Below are 19,096 nucleotides of genomic sequence, written 5' to 3'. Positions count from 1 at the left end.
GGGACATCGCGCAGAGCCCCACCACAAGAGATGATCTTGGGGTGGCTGGTGTGATCACGGCGTCGAAGCCTTCCCGGATGGTCCCGTTCACTCGGCTGAGCCCACGTCAGTTCAGCAACCTGATGACCGCGCTGCGCCGCGAAGGCGCGGATGCGGTCCGCAGAGGACGGCCGTGGAGCTTGCCGTTGGAGGATCGGGTTGTGCTGGTCGCCGCGTACTGGCGCACGAACCTGACGCTGCGGCAGCTTGCGCCGCTGTTCGGCATCTCGAAGTCGGCCGCCGACCGCATCATCGCCCACCTCGGGCCCTTGCTCGCGCTCCAGCCGCGCAGGCGGTTCCCCAAGGACACCGTGCTGATCGTGGACGGAACCCTGGTGCCCACCCGTGACCACACCGTCGCCGAGCAGTCGAAGAATCACCGGTACTCAACCAACCACCAGGTCGTCATCAATGCCGACACCCGGCTCGTGGTCGCCGTCGGCCGGCCGGTGCCCGGCAACCGCAACGACTGCAAGGCGTGGCAACTGTGCGGCGCGAAGGAGGCTGTCGGCAGGACCACGGTCATCGCGGACGGCGGCTACCGGGGCACCGGCTTGGTCATCCCGCACCGCCGCGAGCGCGGCCAGGCCGAACTCCCGGCCTGGAAAGAGGAGCACAACGCCTCTCACCGCAAGGTCCGCGCCCGCGTCGAGCACGTCTTCGCCCGGATGAAGGGCAGGAAGATCCTCCGCGACTGCCGCCTGAAAGGTGACGGTGTTCACCACGCCATGCTCGGCATCGCCCGCCTGCACAATCTCGCCCTGGCCGGGTAACGAAGAACGGACTGGTCAACCAGCACTTCATAGATCATTTACGGGACAGCCCTTAGTGCGGCGCGCGCGGGCGCGGCGGGAGCCGCGAGGCCGGCAGGGGGAGGGAACCGGCCCGACCGGGTGGCCGGGTGGGGCCGGGCCGCCCGGTTGGCCAGGTGCGGCCAGGTGCGCCCGACGCGCACCGGTTTCGGGAACGCGGCCGGGGGCGGCGGCCGTTGTCACACCGCGTCGGGGGCACCGGTGGCGCGGAACACCGGGCGCCCCCGCACGCAGGTGAAAGTGAATCGCCAGCGCGCTGAAAGCCCAGTGCACGAGCCTGATGCCAGAAGGTGGCTGCGGCCGGTACTTCCCCGCGGCCGAAGCCCCTTCGCGAAGCGGGCCGGGACAACGTTGGGCGATCCTCTCGGCTCCCAAGAGTCGGAGGACGGCCGGCTCGTGGGATGGCGGCTCGGCAGAGCCGCCCGTGCCTGGCGAGACGACCGCACAGGTCCACGCTCGCCAGGCACGCCCGCCCCGACCGCCCGAGCGTGGCGCGGGCGCGCCGGCTTCGCCACCCGCCACCGAGGTCCGAGCCACGGGCTCGGCGCCTTCACGACGGGCTTCGCCCCCGCCCCCCGGTTGGAGCCGCCTCCGGCCATGTCCGCCCGGCACCCGGCCCGGTCGTGGCACGCGCGCGCCGCCTTCACCGCCACCACCCGCGCACGCGGCACCGTTTCCGGTCCCTTGGGCACAGCGGCTTTCGGCCCGCCCCAGCCAGTGCGGCCCCGCGGCGCACCCCTGGCACGGCCGCGTACTTCGCGCCGTCCCCCACACGCGCACGCCGCCGGAGTCCGCGACACGGGTTAAGCACATTCCGGCCGTAACCCGGGCTCGCTGCCTTCGCCGCCCCTCCCCGCGCCCACCGCCGAGATTCGCCCCACGGATTCGGCACATTCCGGCACGGTGGACTTCGGCCCGGCCCAGCCGGTAGCGGCCGCCCCGAGTCGCGCCCGACCCGGCCGGCCGCCTCGGACGCCGCCGCCCGCAACCCGCGCACGCCGCAGTGAATCGCGACGTGGGGTCGGTGCCTTTCCGGTCCTTGGGTTTCGGGCCGGCCCTACCGGTCGCGGCCGCCCCAACGCACGCGCGGCTCTGCTCTCCGGACCGGCCGCGCCCCCCGCCCCGGGCTGCGCCGCCACCCGCAGCGCCGTAGGCCGCCCCTGGGGGCGGACGATCCGCCGAGGGGCGAGTAGCGTTGCCGCCAGTGACACCACGCGCCCTGCGGCTGCCGTGGATTCGGACGCGGCCAAGGGCGCCGGCTGCCGGTCCCGAACGTGTGCGGCATCGACCGCCGCCGCGGCGGAACGGGCGGACAAACTCCGGCCGCGCATTGACTCGGCCGAGCGATTCGAAAGAAACTTTCCACCATGGCGAAAACGGCGAAACCGCCGAACTCCCACGACAGCGGGGCAGCGGTCGGCGAGGGCACCTCGGGGCCGTTCGGACGGGACGACTCCGCCTCGCCGACCACTGTCCTGCGCATCCGCTCGCTGCTGCCGTCCCTGGCGCCGGCCGAGCAGCGCGTGGCCCAGCGCATCATCGCCGACCCCGAAGGGGTCGCCGCGTCCTCCATCACCCAGCTCGCCAAGGACTGCGCCACCTCCGAGGCCACGGTCATCCGGTTCTGCCGCACCATCGACTTCACCGGGTACCGCGAACTCCGGCTGGCCCTTGCCACCGAGGCCGGGCAGGCGCGCGGCGCGGGGATCAGCACCCGGGAGTTCGCCGGCGACATCAACCCCGACGACACCCTGGTGACCGTCGTCCAGAAGATCGCCTACACCGACGCCCGCGCGGTCGAGGACACCGCCGTGCAGCTCGACATCCAGGTGCTCCAGGCGGTCGTGGAGCGCATGGCGGTGGCCCGGCGCATCGACATCTACGGTGTGGGCGCCAGCGGGTTCGTCGCCGCCGACCTCCAGCAGAAGCTGCACCGCATCGGCATCACGTCCTTCGCCTGGTCCGACACCCACGTGATGCTGACCAGCGCCGCGCTGCTGTGCGAGGACGACGTCGCGCTCGCGGTCTCCCACACCGGCACCACCATCGACACCATCGACGCCCTCGCCGAGGCGCGCCGCCGGGGCGCCACCACCGTGGCCATCACCAACTTCCCGCGCGCCGCCATCAGCGAGGCCGCCGACCACGTGCTCACCACGGCCGCGCGCGAGACCACCTTCCGCTCCGGCGCCACCGCCAGCCGGCTCGCCCAGCTCACCGTGATCGACTGCCTGTTCGTGGGGCTGGCCCAGTCGCGCTACGCCGACAGCCGCAGCGCCCTGGCCACCACCTACGACGCCGTGCGGGGGCTGCGGGTGGGCGAGGACCGGCGCCGGCCGGCGCCGCGCCGCCGGGGCGCCGCCGACCCCCACGCCGCACCGGCGCCCGAGAGCGACGGCGACGGCGACGGCGCGCGGTGACGTGCGGACAGCCGGCCGCTGACCGGCCGGCCGGTCCCGTTCAGCCCCGGTCCAGGGCGGTGCCGAGCAGCCCCAGCGGCGGCGCGCCCAGGTCCATCAGCGCGGCGTGGAAGCGCCGCAGGCTGAACCCGCTCCCCCACCGGCGCCGGGCCTGCTCCCGCAGGTCCAGGATCGCCAGCTTGCCCCAGGTGTAGCGGCCGTAGGTGGGGTCGAACAGGGCGCGCCGGGCCTCCGACAGGGCGGCCGGACCCGTGTGCGGGGTGTCGGCGGCGAAGCGGCGGGCGGCGTCCTCGACGGTCATCTCGCCGGTGTGCACCCCGATCGCCGAGGACAGCCGGGTGACGCGGATGAGCGCCTCGATCCACACGCCCACCGCGAAGTGGTCGGCGGTGAACGAGCCGGCCTCGGCGCCCAGCGCCTCCTCGGCGTAGGCGCCGAACCCCTCCTCCAGGCACAGCTCCTCGGTGTAGTGCGCCCAGCCCTCCACGAACGACAGCGAGAACAGCGAGCGCCGCACCTGCCCCGGCGCCCGGCGCAGGGCGCGCCCGTGGGAGAAGTGGCCAGGGGCGACCTCGTGCACGCCGATCGCCGGCAGCGTGGTGGCGCTGAACAGCTCCATCCACTCGGCGGTCTCGGCCTCCGACCACGCGGGGTCGGGCGGGGTGACGAAGAAGCTGGAGGGCGCGTCGGCCTCGGCCGGCCCCGACCAGCCCAGCGCGGCCGTCGCCCACCGCCCCGAGGGCGGCGACAGCCGCACCTCGCAGCGGCCGTCGTGGTAGGGCACGAGGTCGCGTTCGCGGGTGAAGTCCAGGCACAGCCGGGTCCAGGTGCGCGCCGCGTCCAGCACCGCGTCGGGCGCGGGGTGGTCGCCCAGCAGCTCGCGGGCGACCTCCAGCGGCGGGCGGCCCGGGGCGATGCGCCCGGTGGCCTCGGCCAGGCCGGCCATGAGGCGGTCGCGTTCGGCGCCGGCCTGCTCCCGGAGGCGGTCCAGGTCGACCTCCAGCGCCTCGCCGGCGCCCATGTAGCGGGCCAGCGCCGCGCCGCCCAGCGCGGCGTCGCGGGGGCCTTCTCGTTCGGCGCGCTCCAGGTGGGTGACCAGGCGGCGGTGCGCCGACAGGGCGGCGTCGCGGACGTCGGCGGGCGCGCCGCCCGCGGCCTCCTCGGCCTCGGGCACGCCGGCGGCCAGGCCGCGCACGGCGTCCAGCAGCGCGGCGGCGGTGGGGGCGCTGACCCGGTCGAGGGCGGCGATGGCGGCGTCCACGGCGTCGGGCCAGGCCGCCAGATGGCGGTCGCGGGCCGCCCGGCGCTCGGCCTCGGGGGCGTAGTCGCGGTCGTAGCAGGAGACGTCCAGCTCGAAGACGTGGCGCAGCGGGTTGGAGCGGTGCAACTCCAGCTCGCCCAGCTCCACGCGCAGCGCCTCCTCGGCGGCGCGCGCGTGGGCCTCGTCGTGGGGGTCGGGGAAGGGCTCGCCCTCCCCCAGCCGCGCGAGCCCGGCGGTCACGCCCGCCGGCGACAGGTCGCCCACGACGCCGTCGTACTCGTGGCGGCCGCCCTCCTCCCGCGCGGAGGCCACGTTGAGGTCGGCGATGGCGCGCAACCGCGCCGGATAGTCGTCCATGGCCTGGACCCTACTCGCGGGGGCCGCCCCGGGGGCAAGCACTTTGGGGCGCGGGGGTGCGGCAGGGGCGGAACCCTCGCCGCCGCGCGAGCGTCACTCAGGTGTGAAGACACTCCGGTCGCTGTGGTCGAACCCGTGGGCGTGGCTGGTGGCGTGCGTGCTGGCGCCCCTGGTCGCGCTGGCGCCCTACACCTGGCTGAACCTGTCGACGGCCGAGCACCGCACCGACCTGGACTCCGCGCGGACGCGGCCGGTGGCGATCGTGCTCGGCGCGGGCCTGCGCGACGACGGCACGCCCACCACCCTGCTCCAGCGGCGGCTGGACATCGCCGCCGAGCTGTACCACAGCCGACGGGTCGACGCCGTGCTGGTCAGCGGCGACAACGGGGTGCGCTCCTACAACGAGCCCGACTCCATGCGGGAGTACCTGGCCGACCTGGGGGTGCCCCGCACCAAGATCGTCGCCGACTACGCGGGGTTCAGCACCTGGGAGACCTGCGCCCGCGCGCGGCGGGTGTTCGGCGTGGAGGCGGCCACGGTCGTCACGCAGAACTTCCACCTGCCGCGCGCCGTGGCGCTGTGCACGAGCGCCGGGATCGACTCCCAGGGCGTGGGCGACTCCAGTTACCAGGTGCGCGGGGTGGCCACGGTCTACGGCTACGTGCGGGAGGTCCCGGCGGCGTTCGTGGGGCTGACCGAGGCGCTGACCCGCCCCGATCCGGAGTTCCTCGGCCCCCGCGAGACCGGCGTGCGCGAGGCGCTGGCCGCGCCGAGGTAGGCGGCCGGCCGCCGGGGCGCGCCCGAGCGGCCGGCCCCACGAACCCCGAGGGGCCGGGCGCGGGCGCGGCCGCCCCCGGCGCCGCCGCACGGTCAGTGGTCGACGTGGTTCAGCGGCCTCCGCCCCCGAACAGGCGGCTCAGCAGCCCGCCGCCCTGCTGCTGGGCGGGCGGCGCGGCCGAGGCGGCCGGGGCGGGGGCGCCGGCGGCAGGGTCCGGGGTGTCGTCGGCCGCGCTGCCGGCGGCGTCGTCCACCCCGGCGAACACCCGGAAGTCGGCGCGGTCCTCGGGCAGCCCCCACGCCTGCACGGTGTCGCCCACGGCGGATTCGGTCCAGGCCGCCGCCGGGATGTCGGCGATGGACCACAGCACCTTCAGGGTGTCCTGGTCGAAATCGGTGTCGGGCTCCAGCGGCTGCTCGGGCGCCGCCGTGCGCGGCCCCAGCACCATCTCCAGCGCGGCACCGACCACGGCGGTGCGGCCCGCGCCCTCGGCGCCGGCCAGGATGTCGGGGAGCATGGCGATGCGCGCGGCCGTGGCGCGCCGCCCGCCCCGGCCCAGCGCCAGGAAGCCCAGGACCTCGGGCGCGAGTTCGCCGCAGTGCGGCCAGGAGTCGCCGAAGAGCCCGCGGTGGCCCACGTTGGTGCGCCCGCCCCGGCCGATGCGGGTCAGCGCCTCCCGCGGCGCCTTCTCGCCGTGGATCTGGACGAGGGCGACGGCCGCCGCGTAGGCGTTGTACAGGTGGCCCGAGGCCATGACGTGGGTCAGCGCGACGGTGACCTCAGGATCGTCGGGCGGGGCCAGCATGCCCAGCGCGAACAGCTCCGCCGACAGCAGGTCACGGGAGGAGCCGCCCGAGAGGTCGGCGGGCACGCCGACCCCGCGCAGGAGCGCGGGGTAGACGTCGGCGGCGGCGTCGGGCACGAACGCCAGGACGTAGGAGGCCCACTCGGCCGGGGAGTCGATGCCCCGGCGGTTGTCGGCGCCTTCGAGCAGGCGCAGGAGGTCGGGCACGCGCGCCCGCACGGTGTCGTGGACCTCCAGTTCGGCCTGGAGCAGGGCGACGCCCTGGTCGCGGGCGACGGTGTCGATGCGCGCGGCCATGTGCCGCAGCCGCTGTTCGTCGGCGGCCTCGACGAACCAGGCACGGTACTGGTCGCGGACCTTGTCGAGGTCGGTGCCGGCGGCCCAGGCGACCTCGTCGCGCCACTGGGCGAGGTCGCGCGGCTCGGGCAGCAGCGCGGCGGCGGTGGGCGCCAGCAGTTCGAGCAGCAGGCTCAGCGGCCGGGACCGCCACGCCGCCGGGGTGGCGGGGTGGCAGGCGATGGAGATCAGGTGGTCGGCGACGCGCGGCGCCGCGAGGTAGCCCGGCCCGGGGAAGCGGATGAGGTCGAACAGCTCCGGGACAGCGTCGTCGACCCCGCGCTGAGCGCCCTCACCGCCCGCGATGTCGCGCAGCAGGCCGGGGATCGCGTCCCCGCCGGGCGCGAGCGCGCTCCAGTCGGTGTCGTCTACTCCGTGCAGTGGGCCGGAGCCCGTGGTCTCGTCCATAGCCGCATTATTTCGGTGCCGCGCCCACCGCGGCCAACTCGACCGCGCGGCCTGTGGACAACCGCCCGGGCCGCGCCCGACCCCCGGCGGAACCGGCCGGAGCGGCCCCGCTAGGCTTTCCCGCCATGACCGTCGCCTGGGATCCCACCACCCCCGGTGTCCTGCGGCTGCCCTCGGGGCGGCTCGTCCGGGGGCGCGGCCTGCGCCGGCCCCTGCCGCCCGGCCCGCCGCCGGACTTCGCGGTCCACCTGCTGGGCCGCCGCCCGCCGCAGGTGGACTGGCCGACGCGCTGGGTGCGCTGGCCCGACTTCGGGCTGCCCGCCGACCGCGACGACGCCCGCGAGGCGCTGCGCGAGGCGTGGGAGCGGGCGGCGGGCGAACGCGTGGAGATCGCCTGCGGCGGCGGGGTGGGCCGCACCGGCACCGCGCTGGCCTGCCTGGCGGTGCTCGACGGGGTGCCCGGTGACCAGGCGGTGGCCTACGTGCGCGCGCTCTACGCCCGCCGCGCGGTGGAGACCCCCTGGCAGCGCCGCTACGCCGCCCGGTTCGCCTGAGGTCGGCCACGGGGGTCGGCGGCGCCGGGCCGCGACCGCTCCGGGCGGGTCAGGACAGCGCGGCGCGGACGTCGTCGCGCGGGGGCTCCTCGACGGTGGCCGGCGCGCCGCGCAGGGTGTCCAGCAGGCCCTTGGCGTTGGCGCCGATCTCGCGCCAGTAGCCCAGCGCCGTGGCGCGCGGGCGGCGCAGCAGGCTGGGGTCGCCCACGCCGTAGGCGTCGACCCCGGCCGCGCGGCACAGCGCCACCGTGCGCGGCACGTGGAAGGACTGGGTGACGACGAGGGCGCGGTCGATGCCGAACACCCGGCGGGCGCGCACAGCGGTGTCGTAGGTGCGGTAGCCGTGCGGGTCGGCCAGGATCGCCGCGCGCGGGACGCCGAGGTGGACCAGGCGGGCGGTCATGGTGTCGGTCTCGTGGTGGGAACAGGCGCGGTTGTCGCCCGAGACCAGCAGCAGGCGGACGCGGCCGTCGTGGTAGAGCCGCGCCGCGAGCGCCAGGCGGGCCGCCAGCAGGGCCGAGGGGCCGTTGGGGGTGGCGCCCGCGCCGAGCACGACCGCCACCGGGCAGTCGGGCGCCCGGTCGACGGTGCGCCGCCCCGCGCTGGCCGCGTAGCTCCACAGGGTCGGTGCCAGCGCCGCCGCGACCACCGCCGCGCCCGCACCCGCCCACGCCTTGGGTCCCATGTCCGCCCTTGACCGCCTTTCGGATCGAACCGGCCGCCGTGGCCCGCTTCGCCCCCGACCCTAGCGGCTCGCCGGCCGCCCTCCGCCCGGCCGTCCACAGGCCGCCGCCGCCCGCCGGCGGGGGCTCTCCGCGCGGCGGTGCCGGTCCGCGACGCCGGGGGCTGGGTAGCGGTGGAGGGCCGGGCGGAGCCGGCCGCACATGAAGGAGGACCACCGTGAAGAAGTACCTGCTCAGCATCTACCAGCCCGACGGCCCCGCGCCCGGACCCGAGGTCCTGGAGCCGATCATGCGCGAGGTCGAGGCCGTGAACACCGCCATGCGCGAGGAGGGGGCCTGGGTGTTCGCCGGAGGGCTCAACCCGCCCGGGACCGCCACGGTCGTGCGGGACCAGGGCGGCGAGGCGCTGATGACCGACGGCCCCTACGTCCAGGGCGCGGAGCACGTCGGCGGGTTCACCGTCATCCAGGCGCCCGACCACGACGCGGCACTGGAGTGGGGGCACCGACTGGCCCGCGCCACCACCCTGCCCGTGGAGGTGCGGCCCATGGAGTCCGGGTCCTGCGGCTGAGCCCCGGCCCCGGCGCCGTGGCCCGGGCCGTGGCGTTCCGCCCCGTCCGCCGGGGTCAGCGCCTCCTGAGGGTGGAAGGCGCGCCGTCGGGGGAGGCGGGGCGCATGCGGCCCACGCCGGGCAGGAAGCGGCCCACGCGGGCGGCATAGGCGCGGTAGGCGGCGCCGTGCGCGCGGGCGAGGTGGGGCTCCTCGACCAAGCGGACCTGCACCTGCACCCCCGCCACGACGGCGAGGGCGCCCAGGGCCGACAGGACGCTCGGACAGGACAGCGCGATCCCGGCGGTCCAGCACAGCCCGGCGGTGTAGACGGGGTTGCGGACCAGCGCGAACGGACCGCCGGTGACCAGGGCGGTGCGGTCGTCGGGGTCGACGTCGATGCGCCAGGAGGCGCCCATGGCCCCCTGGGCGGCCAGCGTGGCCGCCAGCGCCAGCGCGGCGAGCACCGCGCCGGCCACCCGCACGGCGGGCGGGCCGACGGGGGCGAGCGGCGACGTGGGGGCTGCCCCCAGGAGTTCGATCGCGGGCGCGGCGATGCCGGCCGCGAAGCCGCCGCCGATGACGGTCGACCACGCGCCGACCTGCACCCACCCGGGCGCGTCGGGGGTGCGCGCGAAGCGGACCGACAGCCGCCCGGTGCGCGCGTAGCGCACGGCGGTGCGGGCGAACAGCGCCAGCGAGGCGAAGGCGAGGGTGAGAACGATCGTCACCACGGCCATCATCAGGCTCCCCCTCATCGCGACGGCTCACGACCCCCGCGAGGTCCCGCGCGCCTTTCCCGGATCACCGGACGACGCGCCACCACCCTACTACCGGCTGCTCCACAGCGGACACGGAACGTCATATCCGCACCGCGTCCGGCGTCCCCCGCCACGCCCGCGGCCGTACCCGGCGCCGCCGATCGCCCGACACGATCCCCGAGGAACGGGCGCTCTACGTTCGACCGCACGGGCTTCCGGCACGCCCGGGGAACCGGTGGCGGGCGGCGCGGAAGGGCCGCGCCTTTCCCGCGCGGCATTCCCCCGGCGCGGGCGCTGATTCCGGTGGGCGGTGCGGGGGTATCCCCTTGTCGTCGCGGAGCGGCGGCAGGCGGGGAGCAGCGGGGAGCACAGCGAGAAAACAGGCGCCGGAGGCGGAAAAGCCGACCATTTGCGACGGGAATGTCACAAGCGTCGGATACAACTCCAGGGAAAGGCAGTTAAGTGCGGGAGTCACCGCTCTAATTACGCCGCGAAGGAGGCCCATGCCGCAGTTGGCGATCGACGCGACATGTCTTCCGCAGTACGACAAGCTCGACAAGCCCACGCGTGAGCGGCTGCTCGCCGCCACGCGCAAATTCCGCGAACTCCCGCTCGACGCCCTCCTCGCGCACCCCGACCTCCGCATCCGCTCCCTGCCCAAGGGCCAGGACCCCCGCATCCGCACCTTCCGCATCAGCGACTCCTGGACCGGCGTCATGCTGGCGCCCGAGTCCGGTGAGACCTTCCTCCTGGTGCACCTGCTGCCGCGCGACACCGCCGAGGACTGGGCCACCGACCAGCGCCACGACGTCAACCCCGTCATGGGCACCCTCGAACGCCGCGACGCCACCGCGCTGGAGCAGGCCGCCGAACGCGGTCCCGCCCTCGCCGCTCCGGCGCGCGCCGCGGCCCCGGCCCCGCCTGTCTCCCCCGCCTCCTCCGGCGCTCCCGCGCGCACCCGCGACCGCCCCGGCGCCGGCCACCCGCCTTCCGCACCCGCCGCCTCCACGGCCCCGGCGGCCCCCGCCGCGGCGCCGCCCGCGCCCGCCGCCCCGCCCGCTCCCCCGCTGTTCGACCACGTCAGCGACCGCGACCTCGAACGCCTGGGCATCGACCCCGAGATCCGCGACTTCTGCCGCACCCTCACCACCGCCCGCGAACTCCACGACTGGGCGCCCGCCCTCCCCCAGGACCAGTTCGAGGTGCTGCGCGCCCTGGCCGACGGCCACTCGGTGCAGCGCGTGCGCGACGAGGTGGTGGTGCCGCGCCGCCCCGTCGTGGGCGCGGTCGCGGCCGACGACTACGACACCGCCATCCGCCACACCCGCGAACGCGTCATCGTCGTCAACGACCACCAGGAGATCGAGGACGTCCTGGCCGGGGAGTTCAACGCCTGGCGGGTGTTCCTCCACCCCAAGCAGCGCGACCTCGCCTACCGCCCGCGCTTCAACGGCCCGGCCAAGGTCTCGGGCGGGCCGGGCACCGGCAAGACCGTGGTGGCGCTGCACCGGGTCAAGTACCTGGCCGAGCACCTGCCGCTGGGCGGCCGGGTGCTGCTCACCAGCTTCACCAACGCCCTGGTGGAGTCCCTCAAGCGCAACCTCGCCCTGCTGATCCCGCCCGAACTCGTCGAGGACGTCGACGTGGTCACCACCGACAAGCTCGCGCTCGACGTGGTCAAGGAGGTCCACCCCGACATCCGGCTGCGCACCGACACCCGGGGCGTGTTCGCCAACTACGCCAAGCAGCACCGGCTGCCCTGGCCGGTCGACTTCCTGTTCTCGGAGTACCGGCACGTCATCACCGCGCGCGGGATCACCACCCTGGAGGGCTACCTCGACCCCGACGCCCGCGCGGGCCGCACCACCCCGCTCAACGCCGACCAGCGCCGCCAGGTCTGGCACGCGGTCAGCAGCGTCCGCGCCATGATGCGCAACAGCCGGCGGCTGCCCGCCGAGGACCTCCACGCCGAGGCCGCCCGGATCCTCGGCGAGCGCGCCGAACTCCCCTACACCAACGTGGTGGTGGACGAGGCCCAGGACCTCCACCCCGCGCAGTGGCGCACCCTGCGCGCCGCCGTGCCGCCCGGCCCCAACGACCTGTTCATCGCCGGCGACAACCGCCAGCGGATCTACGACAACACGGTCTCGTTCAAGCAGCTCGGCATCGAGATCGTCGGCCGGTCCTACCCCCTGCGGGTCAACTACCGCACCACCGGGCAGATCCTCACCTGGGCCGACGGCATCCTGCGCGGCCAGCCGGTCATGGAGCTGGGCGAGTCCGCGGTGGTCGAGCCCGGCGGCTCCACCCGGTGCGTGCTCAGCGGCCCGCCGCCCGAGCTGTACGGCGCGCCCGACGAACCCGCGGAGCTGGACGCGCTGGCCGAGCGGGTGCGCGGCTGGCTGGCCGAGGGGATCGAGCCCGCCGACATCTGCGTGACGGCCCGCACCAACAAGCTGCGCGACTCCGTCGCCGCGCACCTGCGGGCGCGCGCGCTGCCGGCGGCCATCTTCAACCCGCGCGAGGACTCCGTCACCGACACCGCCCACGCGGTGCGCGTGACCACCATGCACGGGGTGAAGGGGCTGGAGTTCCGGGCGATCGCGGTGTTCGCCGCCACCGCCGACGCGCTTCCGCAGGTCGACCACCTCACCGACCCCGCTCTGGACGAGAACCAGCGCCGTGCCGAACTCGACGCCCAGCGGTCGCTGCTGTACGTGGCCTGCACCCGCGCCCGCGAACGCCTCTACGTGAGCTGGCACGGCGCCCCCAGCCCGTTCCTGCCGCTGTAGCCCGGCCGGCCGCCGCCCGCGCCCGCACCGGCGGGGCGCGGCGGGGGCGGGCCGGCCGCGCGGTCGCGGCGCGTCGCAGGGCGGATCCGGGTCCGGCCGGTTTCTACTGGTCGGCGGGGGACCACCCACCGGGCCGCGACCACATCGGCGCGGTGTCCCGCGCCGCGCGGGACACCGGGCCGAACCCGCGCGCGGCCCGGCCGACCGCCGATCCACGGGGGCGCCATGCCGGACCACGACGCTGTGCAGAAGTTCTTCGCCGCCTACGGCCGGGCGCTGGCCGGCGGCGACCTCAACGGGGTGGCGGCGGCGTACTCCTATCCGTCGTATGTGGCCGGCGACGCCCAGAGCATCGCGATCGCCGCCCCCGCCGAGGTCAAGGACGCGTTCGCGGGCGCGGCCGAGACGTACCGCCGGCGCGGCGTGGCCCACGCGCTGCCCCGGGTGCGGGCGGCGGAGTGGCTGACGCGGTCGCTGCTGTGGGCCGATGTGGCGTGGTCCTACACCGACGAGGGCGGCGCGGAACTGGACGCCGAGACGTTCCGCTACGTGCTGCGGGTGTCGGGCGACTCGGTGCGGATCTGCGTGGTGGTGGCCGCGGCGACCGAGGTGTAGGCGGTGCGCCGGGCACCGGGGCGGCGGCCGGGCGCCCGGCGCCGACTCAGACGGCGTGGACTCGGGGGACCCCGCAGGGGCGGGAGGCGCACGGCGGGCCTGGCGGATCATCGCCACGATGTCCTTGGGCCGCTGGAGGTCGCTCCAGGTGAACCTGAGCAGGGTGAGGCGCTCAGGCGCGGTGAGGATGCGGTTCTGCCGGTCGCGGTCGACGAACAGCGCCGCCGGGAGGGTGTGCGGGGCGCGCCCGTCGGCCTCGACCGCCACGCCCCAACTGGGCCAGGCGAGGTCGGCCCGGCCCGCGAGGGTGCCGTCGGCGCGGTAGACGGGGTACTGGAGGGTTTCGGGCGGGATCCCGGCGTCGTGGCAGACCAGCCGCAGGCGGGTCTCCAGGCTGCTCTGGGCGCGGGGGTCGGCGAGGTCCCACCACGCGCGGGTGCGCACGGCGCCGGGGCGGCGGGTGTTGGCGGCGCGGAGGTCGGCCAACTCCTCGGCGGTGACGGCGCCCTGGTGCAGCGCGGAGTCGAGGACGCTGACGGCGGTGTGGCGGTCGACCAGCACGACGGTGTCGCGCAGGGTGCGCCCCGGGGTGGTGAGCCGGATGCCCCGGCGCAGGGTGACCTCGCTTGGCGGCAGCCGCCAGGCGTGGGACCGGAGGTCGGGGCCCTGGGGCGTGGCGCCGCCGAGCAGGACGACGTGGACGCGGTCGCGCTCGGATGCGGGCGGCAGTCCGCTGAAGCCCCACAGCCGCGCGGCGGTCGGGCCCACGGCCACGGCCCGGGGGCCGTAGGCGAGCTGCACCGCCATGACCCGCGCCGCCAGGCGGGGTTCGCCGGGGCCGACGTGCAGGACCCCGCGCCGCAGCCGCCGCCAGCGCCGCCGCGCGACCAGGCGGTCGACGGCGGATTCGGGCAGCCCGAGGTCGCGCACCTGGGCGCGCGAGACGACCCTGTGCTGGGCCGCCGCGAGGGAGTAGACGACCGAGGCGTCCGTGGTGTCCATGGTGTCCGGCATGGCTCCACCCAACCCCGCCCCGCCCACCGGCCACAACGCCAATTGAGCCGCTGTGGATAACCCGCCCCCGCCCCGCCGCGCGCGGCCCCCGACCGCGCGCCCGCCCTTCGCCCTCCGCACCGGCCGCCCGCGTCCCCGGCCGCGCACGGCCCTTGACCCGGCGGCACGGGCGCGGGTGCTTCCGGACACCCGATCCGGTGTGGGGAGCGTCATACCGGGTGGGGGGGTGCGGAGGGGTTTCGGCTGGACGGCGGGCGGGCCGCCTCCGGGGATCCCGCCGGCCGGGGACGTGGGGCGGTCCTGCGGCGGGAAAGGGGCCGCTGCCTGTACCGTCGCACCAACCGTCTTTCATAGACCCAGGTCAGAAGGGGTGGACTGGGCGGCCGCCGCACCGGGCCGCCGGCCCGTGCGGCCCTGTGTACGCGGGGCGGCGGCTGCCACACTAGGGGTGAGGCGGCGGCGGACGGGTGGGTCCGGGCGGCCTCGGCCATCCCGACATGTCCGGACGGCGCTGTTCGTCCGGTCCGCCCCGGCCGGTCTGGGAACAACGTGGAGTGGTCATGCGCCTGGTGTTCAGCAATGCCGACGAGGACACGCTCGACCGGTACCGCGAGCTGCTACCCCGCTCGGCCGCCGCGTGGGCGCGCGCCGCCGGTGCGCCGGTGGCCACGCGCGTCCTCGCCGCCGTCGTCGGCTACAAGCTCGGCGAACCCCGCGCCGGCGGCGACGGCCTCGTGGCCCGGTGGTCGGCCGCCGACGCCCCCGCGCTGCGGCACTGGCTGGCCACCCGCGAGGACCTCTCCCCCGCCGACACCGCCGCCGTGCCCCGCGCGCTGACCACCTGGTGGTCCTTCCTCGCCGACCGGGGCTGGACCGACCCCCGCTCCCTGCCCCTGGACCGGTTCCTGGCCGCCTACGCCGCCGCCCACGCCGCCGCTCCCCCGCCGCGCCGGCCCGACTACCGCTGCGGTTCGGCGCCCGCCCCCGCCTCAGCCCGGCCCGGTATCGGCGAGCGCGCACCCGCCGCCCCGCCGCGCGGCGCCACCCGGCGCGGCGCCCCGGGGCTCACCTTCGCGGCGTTCGCCGCCGCGCGCTCCGGCGCCCGCCCCGCGCCCGCCGCCCCCGCCGCCGGATGGGGCCGCCTGGGCGCCACCCTGCCCGCCGTGCCGCTGCCCGGCCCCGAGGCGTTCACCGCCGGCGTCCTCGCCGCCCCCGCGGTCGCCGCCGCCTCCGGCACCCGGGGGGTGGCCGCCGCACTGGACCTGTGGTGGGCGCGCTTCACCGACCTGCGCCGCCGCGTCGCCGCCTGCGTCGGCCCCCGCGCCGCCGAGCCCCTGGTCGGCGCCGTGCTCACCGCCCTGTGCCTGGGCCGCGACCTCGGCACCCCGATGCCGGTCGTGGCGCACATGGCCGCCGCCGCGCCCGAGGTGCGGGCCGCCGAGCCGCGCCCGGCCGCCGACCTCGCCGCCCGCGCCGCCGACGTGCTTACCGAGCTGACCGCCCTGGGCGCCGTCGCCGAGTCCGCCGGGGCGGGCGGCCGGCACGCCGTCCTCACCGACGTGGGGCGGTGGCTGTGGTACGCGCTGCTGTGCGCCGGCGGGGTGCGGCCGCGCTCCCACGCCGAGCTGATGGCCGAGGACGCCGAGGTGGTCGTGGACCGCGCCGCCGCCGGCGACCCCTGCGGCGCGGAGGAGCTGCGCCGCTGGATCGCCGCGCGCGGCGCCCCCGACGCCATGCGCGCGCTCGTGGCGCTCTACCGCCGCAGCGACGACTGCGTGCACCGCTCCGTGGCGCGCGCCGCGACCGCCGCCCACCCCCTGGCGGCGCGCCCCTGCTACGAGGCGCTGCGGGACGACCCCGGGTTCGGCGCCCGCGCCCGCGCGTGGCTGTTCGACGCCGGGTTCGCCAAGCAGGACGCGCTGGACCCCGACGACCACCTGGCCCCGCTGCTGGACGGCCTGGCCGCCAGCCTGCGCCAGGGCACCTACGGCAACGACGACGAAGGCTCCTACCTGAGCGTCAGCGAGCCCGAACTGCCCGGCGTCTTCGACACCGCCGCCGGCTGCGGCCACCCCGAAAGCCCGTTCGTGCTGGCCTGGTTCGCCCAGCACCACCCCGACCGCCGCATCCGCGCCGCCGCCCGCAGCGCCCGCGCCGCGCTGGTCCGCCAGCGCGCCGGGTGAGCGGCCCGAAGGTGCGGGGCCGACCGCCGACGCACTATTCTCGACCGTCGTGAGTCCCCTCCGCGATCTCCTCGCCGGCGTCGGCGTCCTGTTCCAGGGCCTGGGCATCATCGTGCGCCATCCCCGCCTGTTCGTGCTCGGCGCCATCCCGCCCCTGATCACCTCGGTGCTGTTCGTGGTCGCGTTCGTCGCGCTGGTCACCAACGTCACCGACCTCACCGCGTGGCTGACCCCGTTCGCCGACGGCTGGTCGGAGGGCTGGGCCACCACGCTGCGCGTGGCGGCCGGCATCGTCCTGATCGCCGCCGCGGTGATGCTCATGGTGGTCGCCTTCACCGGCCTGACCCTGGCCCTGGGCTTCCCGCTCTACGACAAGATCGCCGAGAGCGTCGACGACCACCTGGGCGACGCCCCGCCGCCCTTCGACGACTCCATCGCCCGCACCGTGGTGCGCGCCGTGCGCCAGTCGCTGGGGCTGATCCTGGTCTCGCTGCTGATCTCCATCCCGATGTTCCTCGCCGGGTTCATCCCGGTGGTGGGCCAGACGGTCGTGCCGGTGGTCTCGGGCATGATCGGCGGCTGGCTGCTCACCATCGAACTGCTGAGCACGCCCTTCGAGCGGCGGCGGCTGCTGCGGGTGAGCGACCGCCGCGAGGCCATGCGCCGCCGCCGGTTCCTGGTGTGGGGCTTCGGGATCCCCAGTTACCTGCTGCTGGCGGTGCCGTTCGTGGCGGTGCTGGCGTTCCCGGCCGTCACGGCCGGCGGCACGGTCCTGGCGCGGCGGCTGCTGCCGCCCGCCCCGCCCGCGCCGCCGCAGGCGCCCCACGGCTACGCGCCCCGGGCCCACCCGGGACAGCCGGGCCACCCGGGCATGCCGCCCGTCCCGCCCGCGCCGCCGCAGGGCCACTACGGTCCTCCCCCGGGCCCCGGCCACCCGGGCCGCTGAACCCGTCGGCCGGCGCGGCACGTCCGCGTCGGCCGCCCCGCCGCGACCTAACCCTTGCGCCACGACTTACTTACCGGCCGTTGCACTATCGTGTGGTCCACGCCACGCTAAAGGGGCTTCCACGGAACGCCATTGGGAGCGCTCCCACATTTGGGAGCGCTCCCAAGGCTTCCATGGGCGCCCCTCTGTGAACGGCCCCGTCCGCACCCTCCCCACCCCCTGGCCCCCTGCTTCCCCCGATCCCCCTCGACCTCCTTCCTCATGCACCATCCCCCATCCCATCCCCATGGCCGCGCCCCCGCGCGGCCAGGAACGTGACAATGAGGAGTGCACAGGTGAACCTCGCCCGAATGACGGCCCTGGTCGGCGGCGCCGCCGTCCTGGCCGCCGGGTTCGTGGTGGCCCTGCCGCCCGAGCCCGCCGAGGCCCACGGCGGCCTCACCTACCCCGCCACGCGCACCTACGCCTGCTACCGCGACGGCATCGACAACGGCAACGGCGGCTCGCTGGACCCGCAGAACCCGATGTGCCAGGACGCGCTGGCGGCCAACACCTACCCGTTCTGGAACTGGTTCGGCAACCTCATCAGCAACGCCGGCGGCCGGCACCGCGAGATCATCCCCGACGGCAAGCTGTGCGGCCCCACCAGCCAGTTCGACGCGTTCAACGCCCCGGGCACCGAGTGGCCGGCCACCGACGTGCGCTCGGGCCAGCAGATCACCTTCCGCTACAACGCCTGGGCGCCCCACCCCGGCACCTGGTACCAGTACATCACCAAGGACGGCTGGAACCCCGAGGAGCCGCTGGGCTGGGACGACCTCGAACCCGTGCCGTTCGACGAGGTCACCAACCCGCCGATCAACGGGTCGGGCCCCGACGGCGCCGAGTACACCTGGGACGCCACGCTGCCCGACAAGAGCGGGCGCCACATCATCTACTCGATCTGGCAGCGCTCCGACAGCCCCGAGGCGTTCTACAACTGCGCCGACGTCAACTTCACCGGCGGCGGCACCACCCAGCCCGACACCCAGGCGCCCACCGCGCCCGGCGCGCCCATGGTCCACGACGTCACCGGCGACAGCGCCGACCTGATGTGGGGCGCGGCCACCGACAACCGGGGCGTGACCCGCTACGAGGTCTACGACGCCGCCACCGACGAGGTCGTGGCCACCAGCACGCGCGCCGAGGCGACGGTCACCGGGCTCACCCCCGAGACCGACTACGAGTTCTACGTGGTGGCCCTCGACGCCGCCGGCAACGCCTCACCCGCGTCCTCCACCGTGCGCCTGACCACGGGCCCGGCCTCGGAGACCAGCGGCGAGTGCACGGTCGACTTCACCGTGGCCAACCAGTGGTCGGGCGGCTACACCGCCAGCGTCAAGCTGACCAACGACGCCGACTCCGCCATCAGCGGCTGGACGGTCGACTGGGAGTTCACCGACGGCGCCACGGTCTCCAGCGGCTGGTCGGCGCGGTTCGAGCAGCACGGCGACCACGTCATGGCCTCCAACGCCGCCTGGAACGGCAACGTCCCCGCCGGCGGGTCGGTGACCTTCGGGTTCAACGCCAGCGCGACGGGACCGGCCGAGGTGCCCGAGACCTTCCGCTTGGACGGGTCGTCGTGCGCCACGGCGTGACCGGGTAGCACACAGGACCACTCCCCATGATCCCCCGGCCGGGGGCGGCAGGGTCCGGCCGGCGGGATCGACCGGGGCGGGAAGGCGGACGTGCGTCGGGGCAACCGCCTTCCCGCCCTCTTCGCGTGCCTGAGGGGCCGCGCCCG

General features: G+C 76.0%; 14 protein-coding genes and 1 pseudogene. 10 read left to right on the top strand and 5 right to left on the bottom strand.

What is annotated here, in order from left to right; all coding sequences use genetic code 11:
- The first annotated feature begins 41 nt into the window (after positions 1-41).
- Together LG943_RS02040 and LG943_RS02035 are read left to right on the top strand one after the other, a co-directional pair.
- Positions 42-812, top strand: a complete 771-nt coding sequence (locus LG943_RS02040) for a transposase (protein ID WP_270070405.1) — start codon at positions 42-44, stop codon at positions 810-812.
- A gap of 1,406 nt (positions 813-2,218) precedes the next feature.
- The gene (locus LG943_RS02035; RefSeq protein WP_270070404.1) at positions 2,219-3,271 is read left to right on the top strand and encodes a MurR/RpiR family transcriptional regulator; all 1,053 of its coding nucleotides are present in this window, start codon (positions 2,219-2,221) and stop codon (positions 3,269-3,271) included.
- A gap of 40 nt (positions 3,272-3,311) precedes the next feature.
- Here the strand turns inward: LG943_RS02035 and LG943_RS02030 are convergent, their stop codons facing one another.
- Positions 3,312-4,889, bottom strand: a complete 1,578-nt coding sequence (locus LG943_RS02030; protein ID WP_270070403.1) for a DUF885 family protein — start codon at positions 4,887-4,889, stop codon at positions 3,312-3,314.
- Between the two features lie 103 nt (positions 4,890-4,992).
- On the opposite strand from LG943_RS02030, the gene LG943_RS02025 reads away from it, so the two are divergent.
- A complete protein-coding gene (locus LG943_RS02025) occupies positions 4,993-5,667 on the top strand; it encodes a SanA/YdcF family protein (RefSeq protein WP_270070402.1) in 675 nt (224 codons plus the stop codon).
- Positions 5,668-5,776: 109 nt separating this feature from the next.
- Here LG943_RS02025 and LG943_RS02020 read toward each other — a convergent pair whose 3' ends face one another.
- Entirely contained in the window at positions 5,777-7,216 is a 1,440-nt protein-coding gene (locus tag LG943_RS02020; protein ID WP_270070401.1) for a hypothetical protein, read from the bottom strand.
- Positions 7,217-7,341: 125 nt separating this feature from the next.
- Between LG943_RS02020 and LG943_RS02015 the strand changes: the two genes are divergently transcribed.
- Positions 7,342-7,770, top strand: a complete 429-nt coding sequence (locus LG943_RS02015; protein WP_270070400.1) for a protein-tyrosine phosphatase family protein — start codon at positions 7,342-7,344, stop codon at positions 7,768-7,770.
- Between the two features lie 49 nt (positions 7,771-7,819).
- Here LG943_RS02015 and LG943_RS02010 read toward each other — a convergent pair whose 3' ends face one another.
- The gene (locus LG943_RS02010) at positions 7,820-8,455 is read right to left on the bottom strand and encodes a SanA/YdcF family protein (protein ID WP_270070399.1); all 636 of its coding nucleotides are present in this window, start codon (positions 8,453-8,455) and stop codon (positions 7,820-7,822) included.
- Between the two features lie 215 nt (positions 8,456-8,670).
- Between LG943_RS02010 and LG943_RS02005 the strand changes: the two genes are divergently transcribed.
- Positions 8,671-9,024 carry a YciI family protein gene (locus tag LG943_RS02005; RefSeq protein ID WP_270070398.1) on the top strand — a complete coding sequence of 118 codons (354 nt, stop codon included), beginning with the start codon at positions 8,671-8,673 and terminating at the stop codon, positions 9,022-9,024.
- A 55-nt stretch (positions 9,025-9,079) separates the two neighbouring features.
- Here LG943_RS02005 and LG943_RS02000 read toward each other — a convergent pair whose 3' ends face one another.
- Positions 9,080-9,733 carry a methyltransferase family protein gene (locus LG943_RS02000; RefSeq protein WP_270070397.1) on the bottom strand — a complete coding sequence of 218 codons (654 nt, stop codon included), beginning with the start codon at positions 9,731-9,733 and terminating at the stop codon, positions 9,080-9,082.
- Positions 9,734-10,266: 533 nt separating this feature from the next.
- On the opposite strand from LG943_RS02000, the gene LG943_RS01995 reads away from it, so the two are divergent.
- A complete protein-coding gene (locus tag LG943_RS01995; protein WP_270070396.1) occupies positions 10,267-12,555 on the top strand; it encodes a DEAD/DEAH box helicase in 2,289 nt (762 codons plus the stop codon).
- 225 nt (positions 12,556-12,780) lie between these two features.
- Entirely contained in the window at positions 12,781-13,170 is a 390-nt protein-coding gene (locus LG943_RS01990; protein ID WP_270070395.1) for a hypothetical protein, read from the top strand.
- An 861-nt stretch (positions 13,171-14,031) separates the two neighbouring features.
- Here the strand turns inward: LG943_RS01990 and LG943_RS27660 are convergent.
- A pseudogene (locus LG943_RS27660) lies at positions 14,032-14,172 on the bottom strand (type IV toxin-antitoxin system AbiEi family antitoxin domain-containing protein); the annotation flags it as partial.
- A 572-nt stretch (positions 14,173-14,744) separates the two neighbouring features.
- On the opposite strand from LG943_RS27660, the gene LG943_RS01985 reads away from it, so the two are divergent.
- The 3 genes from LG943_RS01985 to LG943_RS01975 all read left to right on the top strand — a co-directional run bounded on the left by LG943_RS01985 (position 14,745) and on the right by LG943_RS01975 (position 18,950).
- Positions 14,745-16,367, top strand: coding sequence for a hypothetical protein (locus LG943_RS01985; RefSeq protein ID WP_270070394.1), 1,623 nt, complete (start codon positions 14,745-14,747; stop codon positions 16,365-16,367).
- A 49-nt stretch (positions 16,368-16,416) separates the two neighbouring features.
- Positions 16,417-17,313 (top strand): EI24 domain-containing protein, encoded by an 897-nt coding sequence (locus LG943_RS01980; protein WP_270070393.1) that lies wholly within the window; start codon positions 16,417-16,419, stop codon positions 17,311-17,313.
- A gap of 335 nt (positions 17,314-17,648) precedes the next feature.
- Positions 17,649-18,950, top strand: coding sequence for a lytic polysaccharide monooxygenase (locus LG943_RS01975; RefSeq protein ID WP_270070392.1), 1,302 nt, complete (start codon positions 17,649-17,651; stop codon positions 18,948-18,950).
- Positions 18,951-19,096: the final 146 nt, after the last annotated feature.

Origin of the sequence: Streptomonospora mangrovi, from assembly GCF_027604915.1 — a bacterium.
Lineage (GTDB): Bacteria > Actinomycetota > Actinomycetes > Streptosporangiales > Streptosporangiaceae > Streptomonospora > Streptomonospora mangrovi.
Note: the sequence above shows the minus strand (reverse complement) of the source record. Positions and strands in the feature narration are given on the sequence as shown.

What these genes read in the sequence shown, in the direction of transcription:
- LG943_RS02035 (WP_270070404.1), top strand. Translation starts at nt 2,219, where the DNA reads ATGGCGAAAACGGCGAAACCGCCGAACTCCCACGACAGCGGGGCAGCG.
- LG943_RS02030 (WP_270070403.1), bottom strand. Translation starts at nt 4,889, where the DNA reads ATGGACGACTATCCGGCGCGGTTGCGCGCCATCGCCGACCTCAACGTG.
- LG943_RS02020 (WP_270070401.1), bottom strand. Translation starts at nt 7,216, where the DNA reads ATGGACGAGACCACGGGCTCCGGCCCACTGCACGGAGTAGACGACACC.
- LG943_RS02015 (WP_270070400.1), top strand. Translation starts at nt 7,342, where the DNA reads ATGACCGTCGCCTGGGATCCCACCACCCCCGGTGTCCTGCGGCTGCCC.
- LG943_RS02010 (WP_270070399.1), bottom strand. Translation starts at nt 8,455, where the DNA reads ATGGGACCCAAGGCGTGGGCGGGTGCGGGCGCGGCGGTGGTCGCGGCG.
- LG943_RS01995 (WP_270070396.1), top strand. Translation starts at nt 10,267, where the DNA reads ATGCCGCAGTTGGCGATCGACGCGACATGTCTTCCGCAGTACGACAAG.
- LG943_RS01990 (WP_270070395.1), top strand. Translation starts at nt 12,781, where the DNA reads ATGCCGGACCACGACGCTGTGCAGAAGTTCTTCGCCGCCTACGGCCGG.
- LG943_RS01985 (WP_270070394.1), top strand. Translation starts at nt 14,745, where the DNA reads ATGCGCCTGGTGTTCAGCAATGCCGACGAGGACACGCTCGACCGGTAC.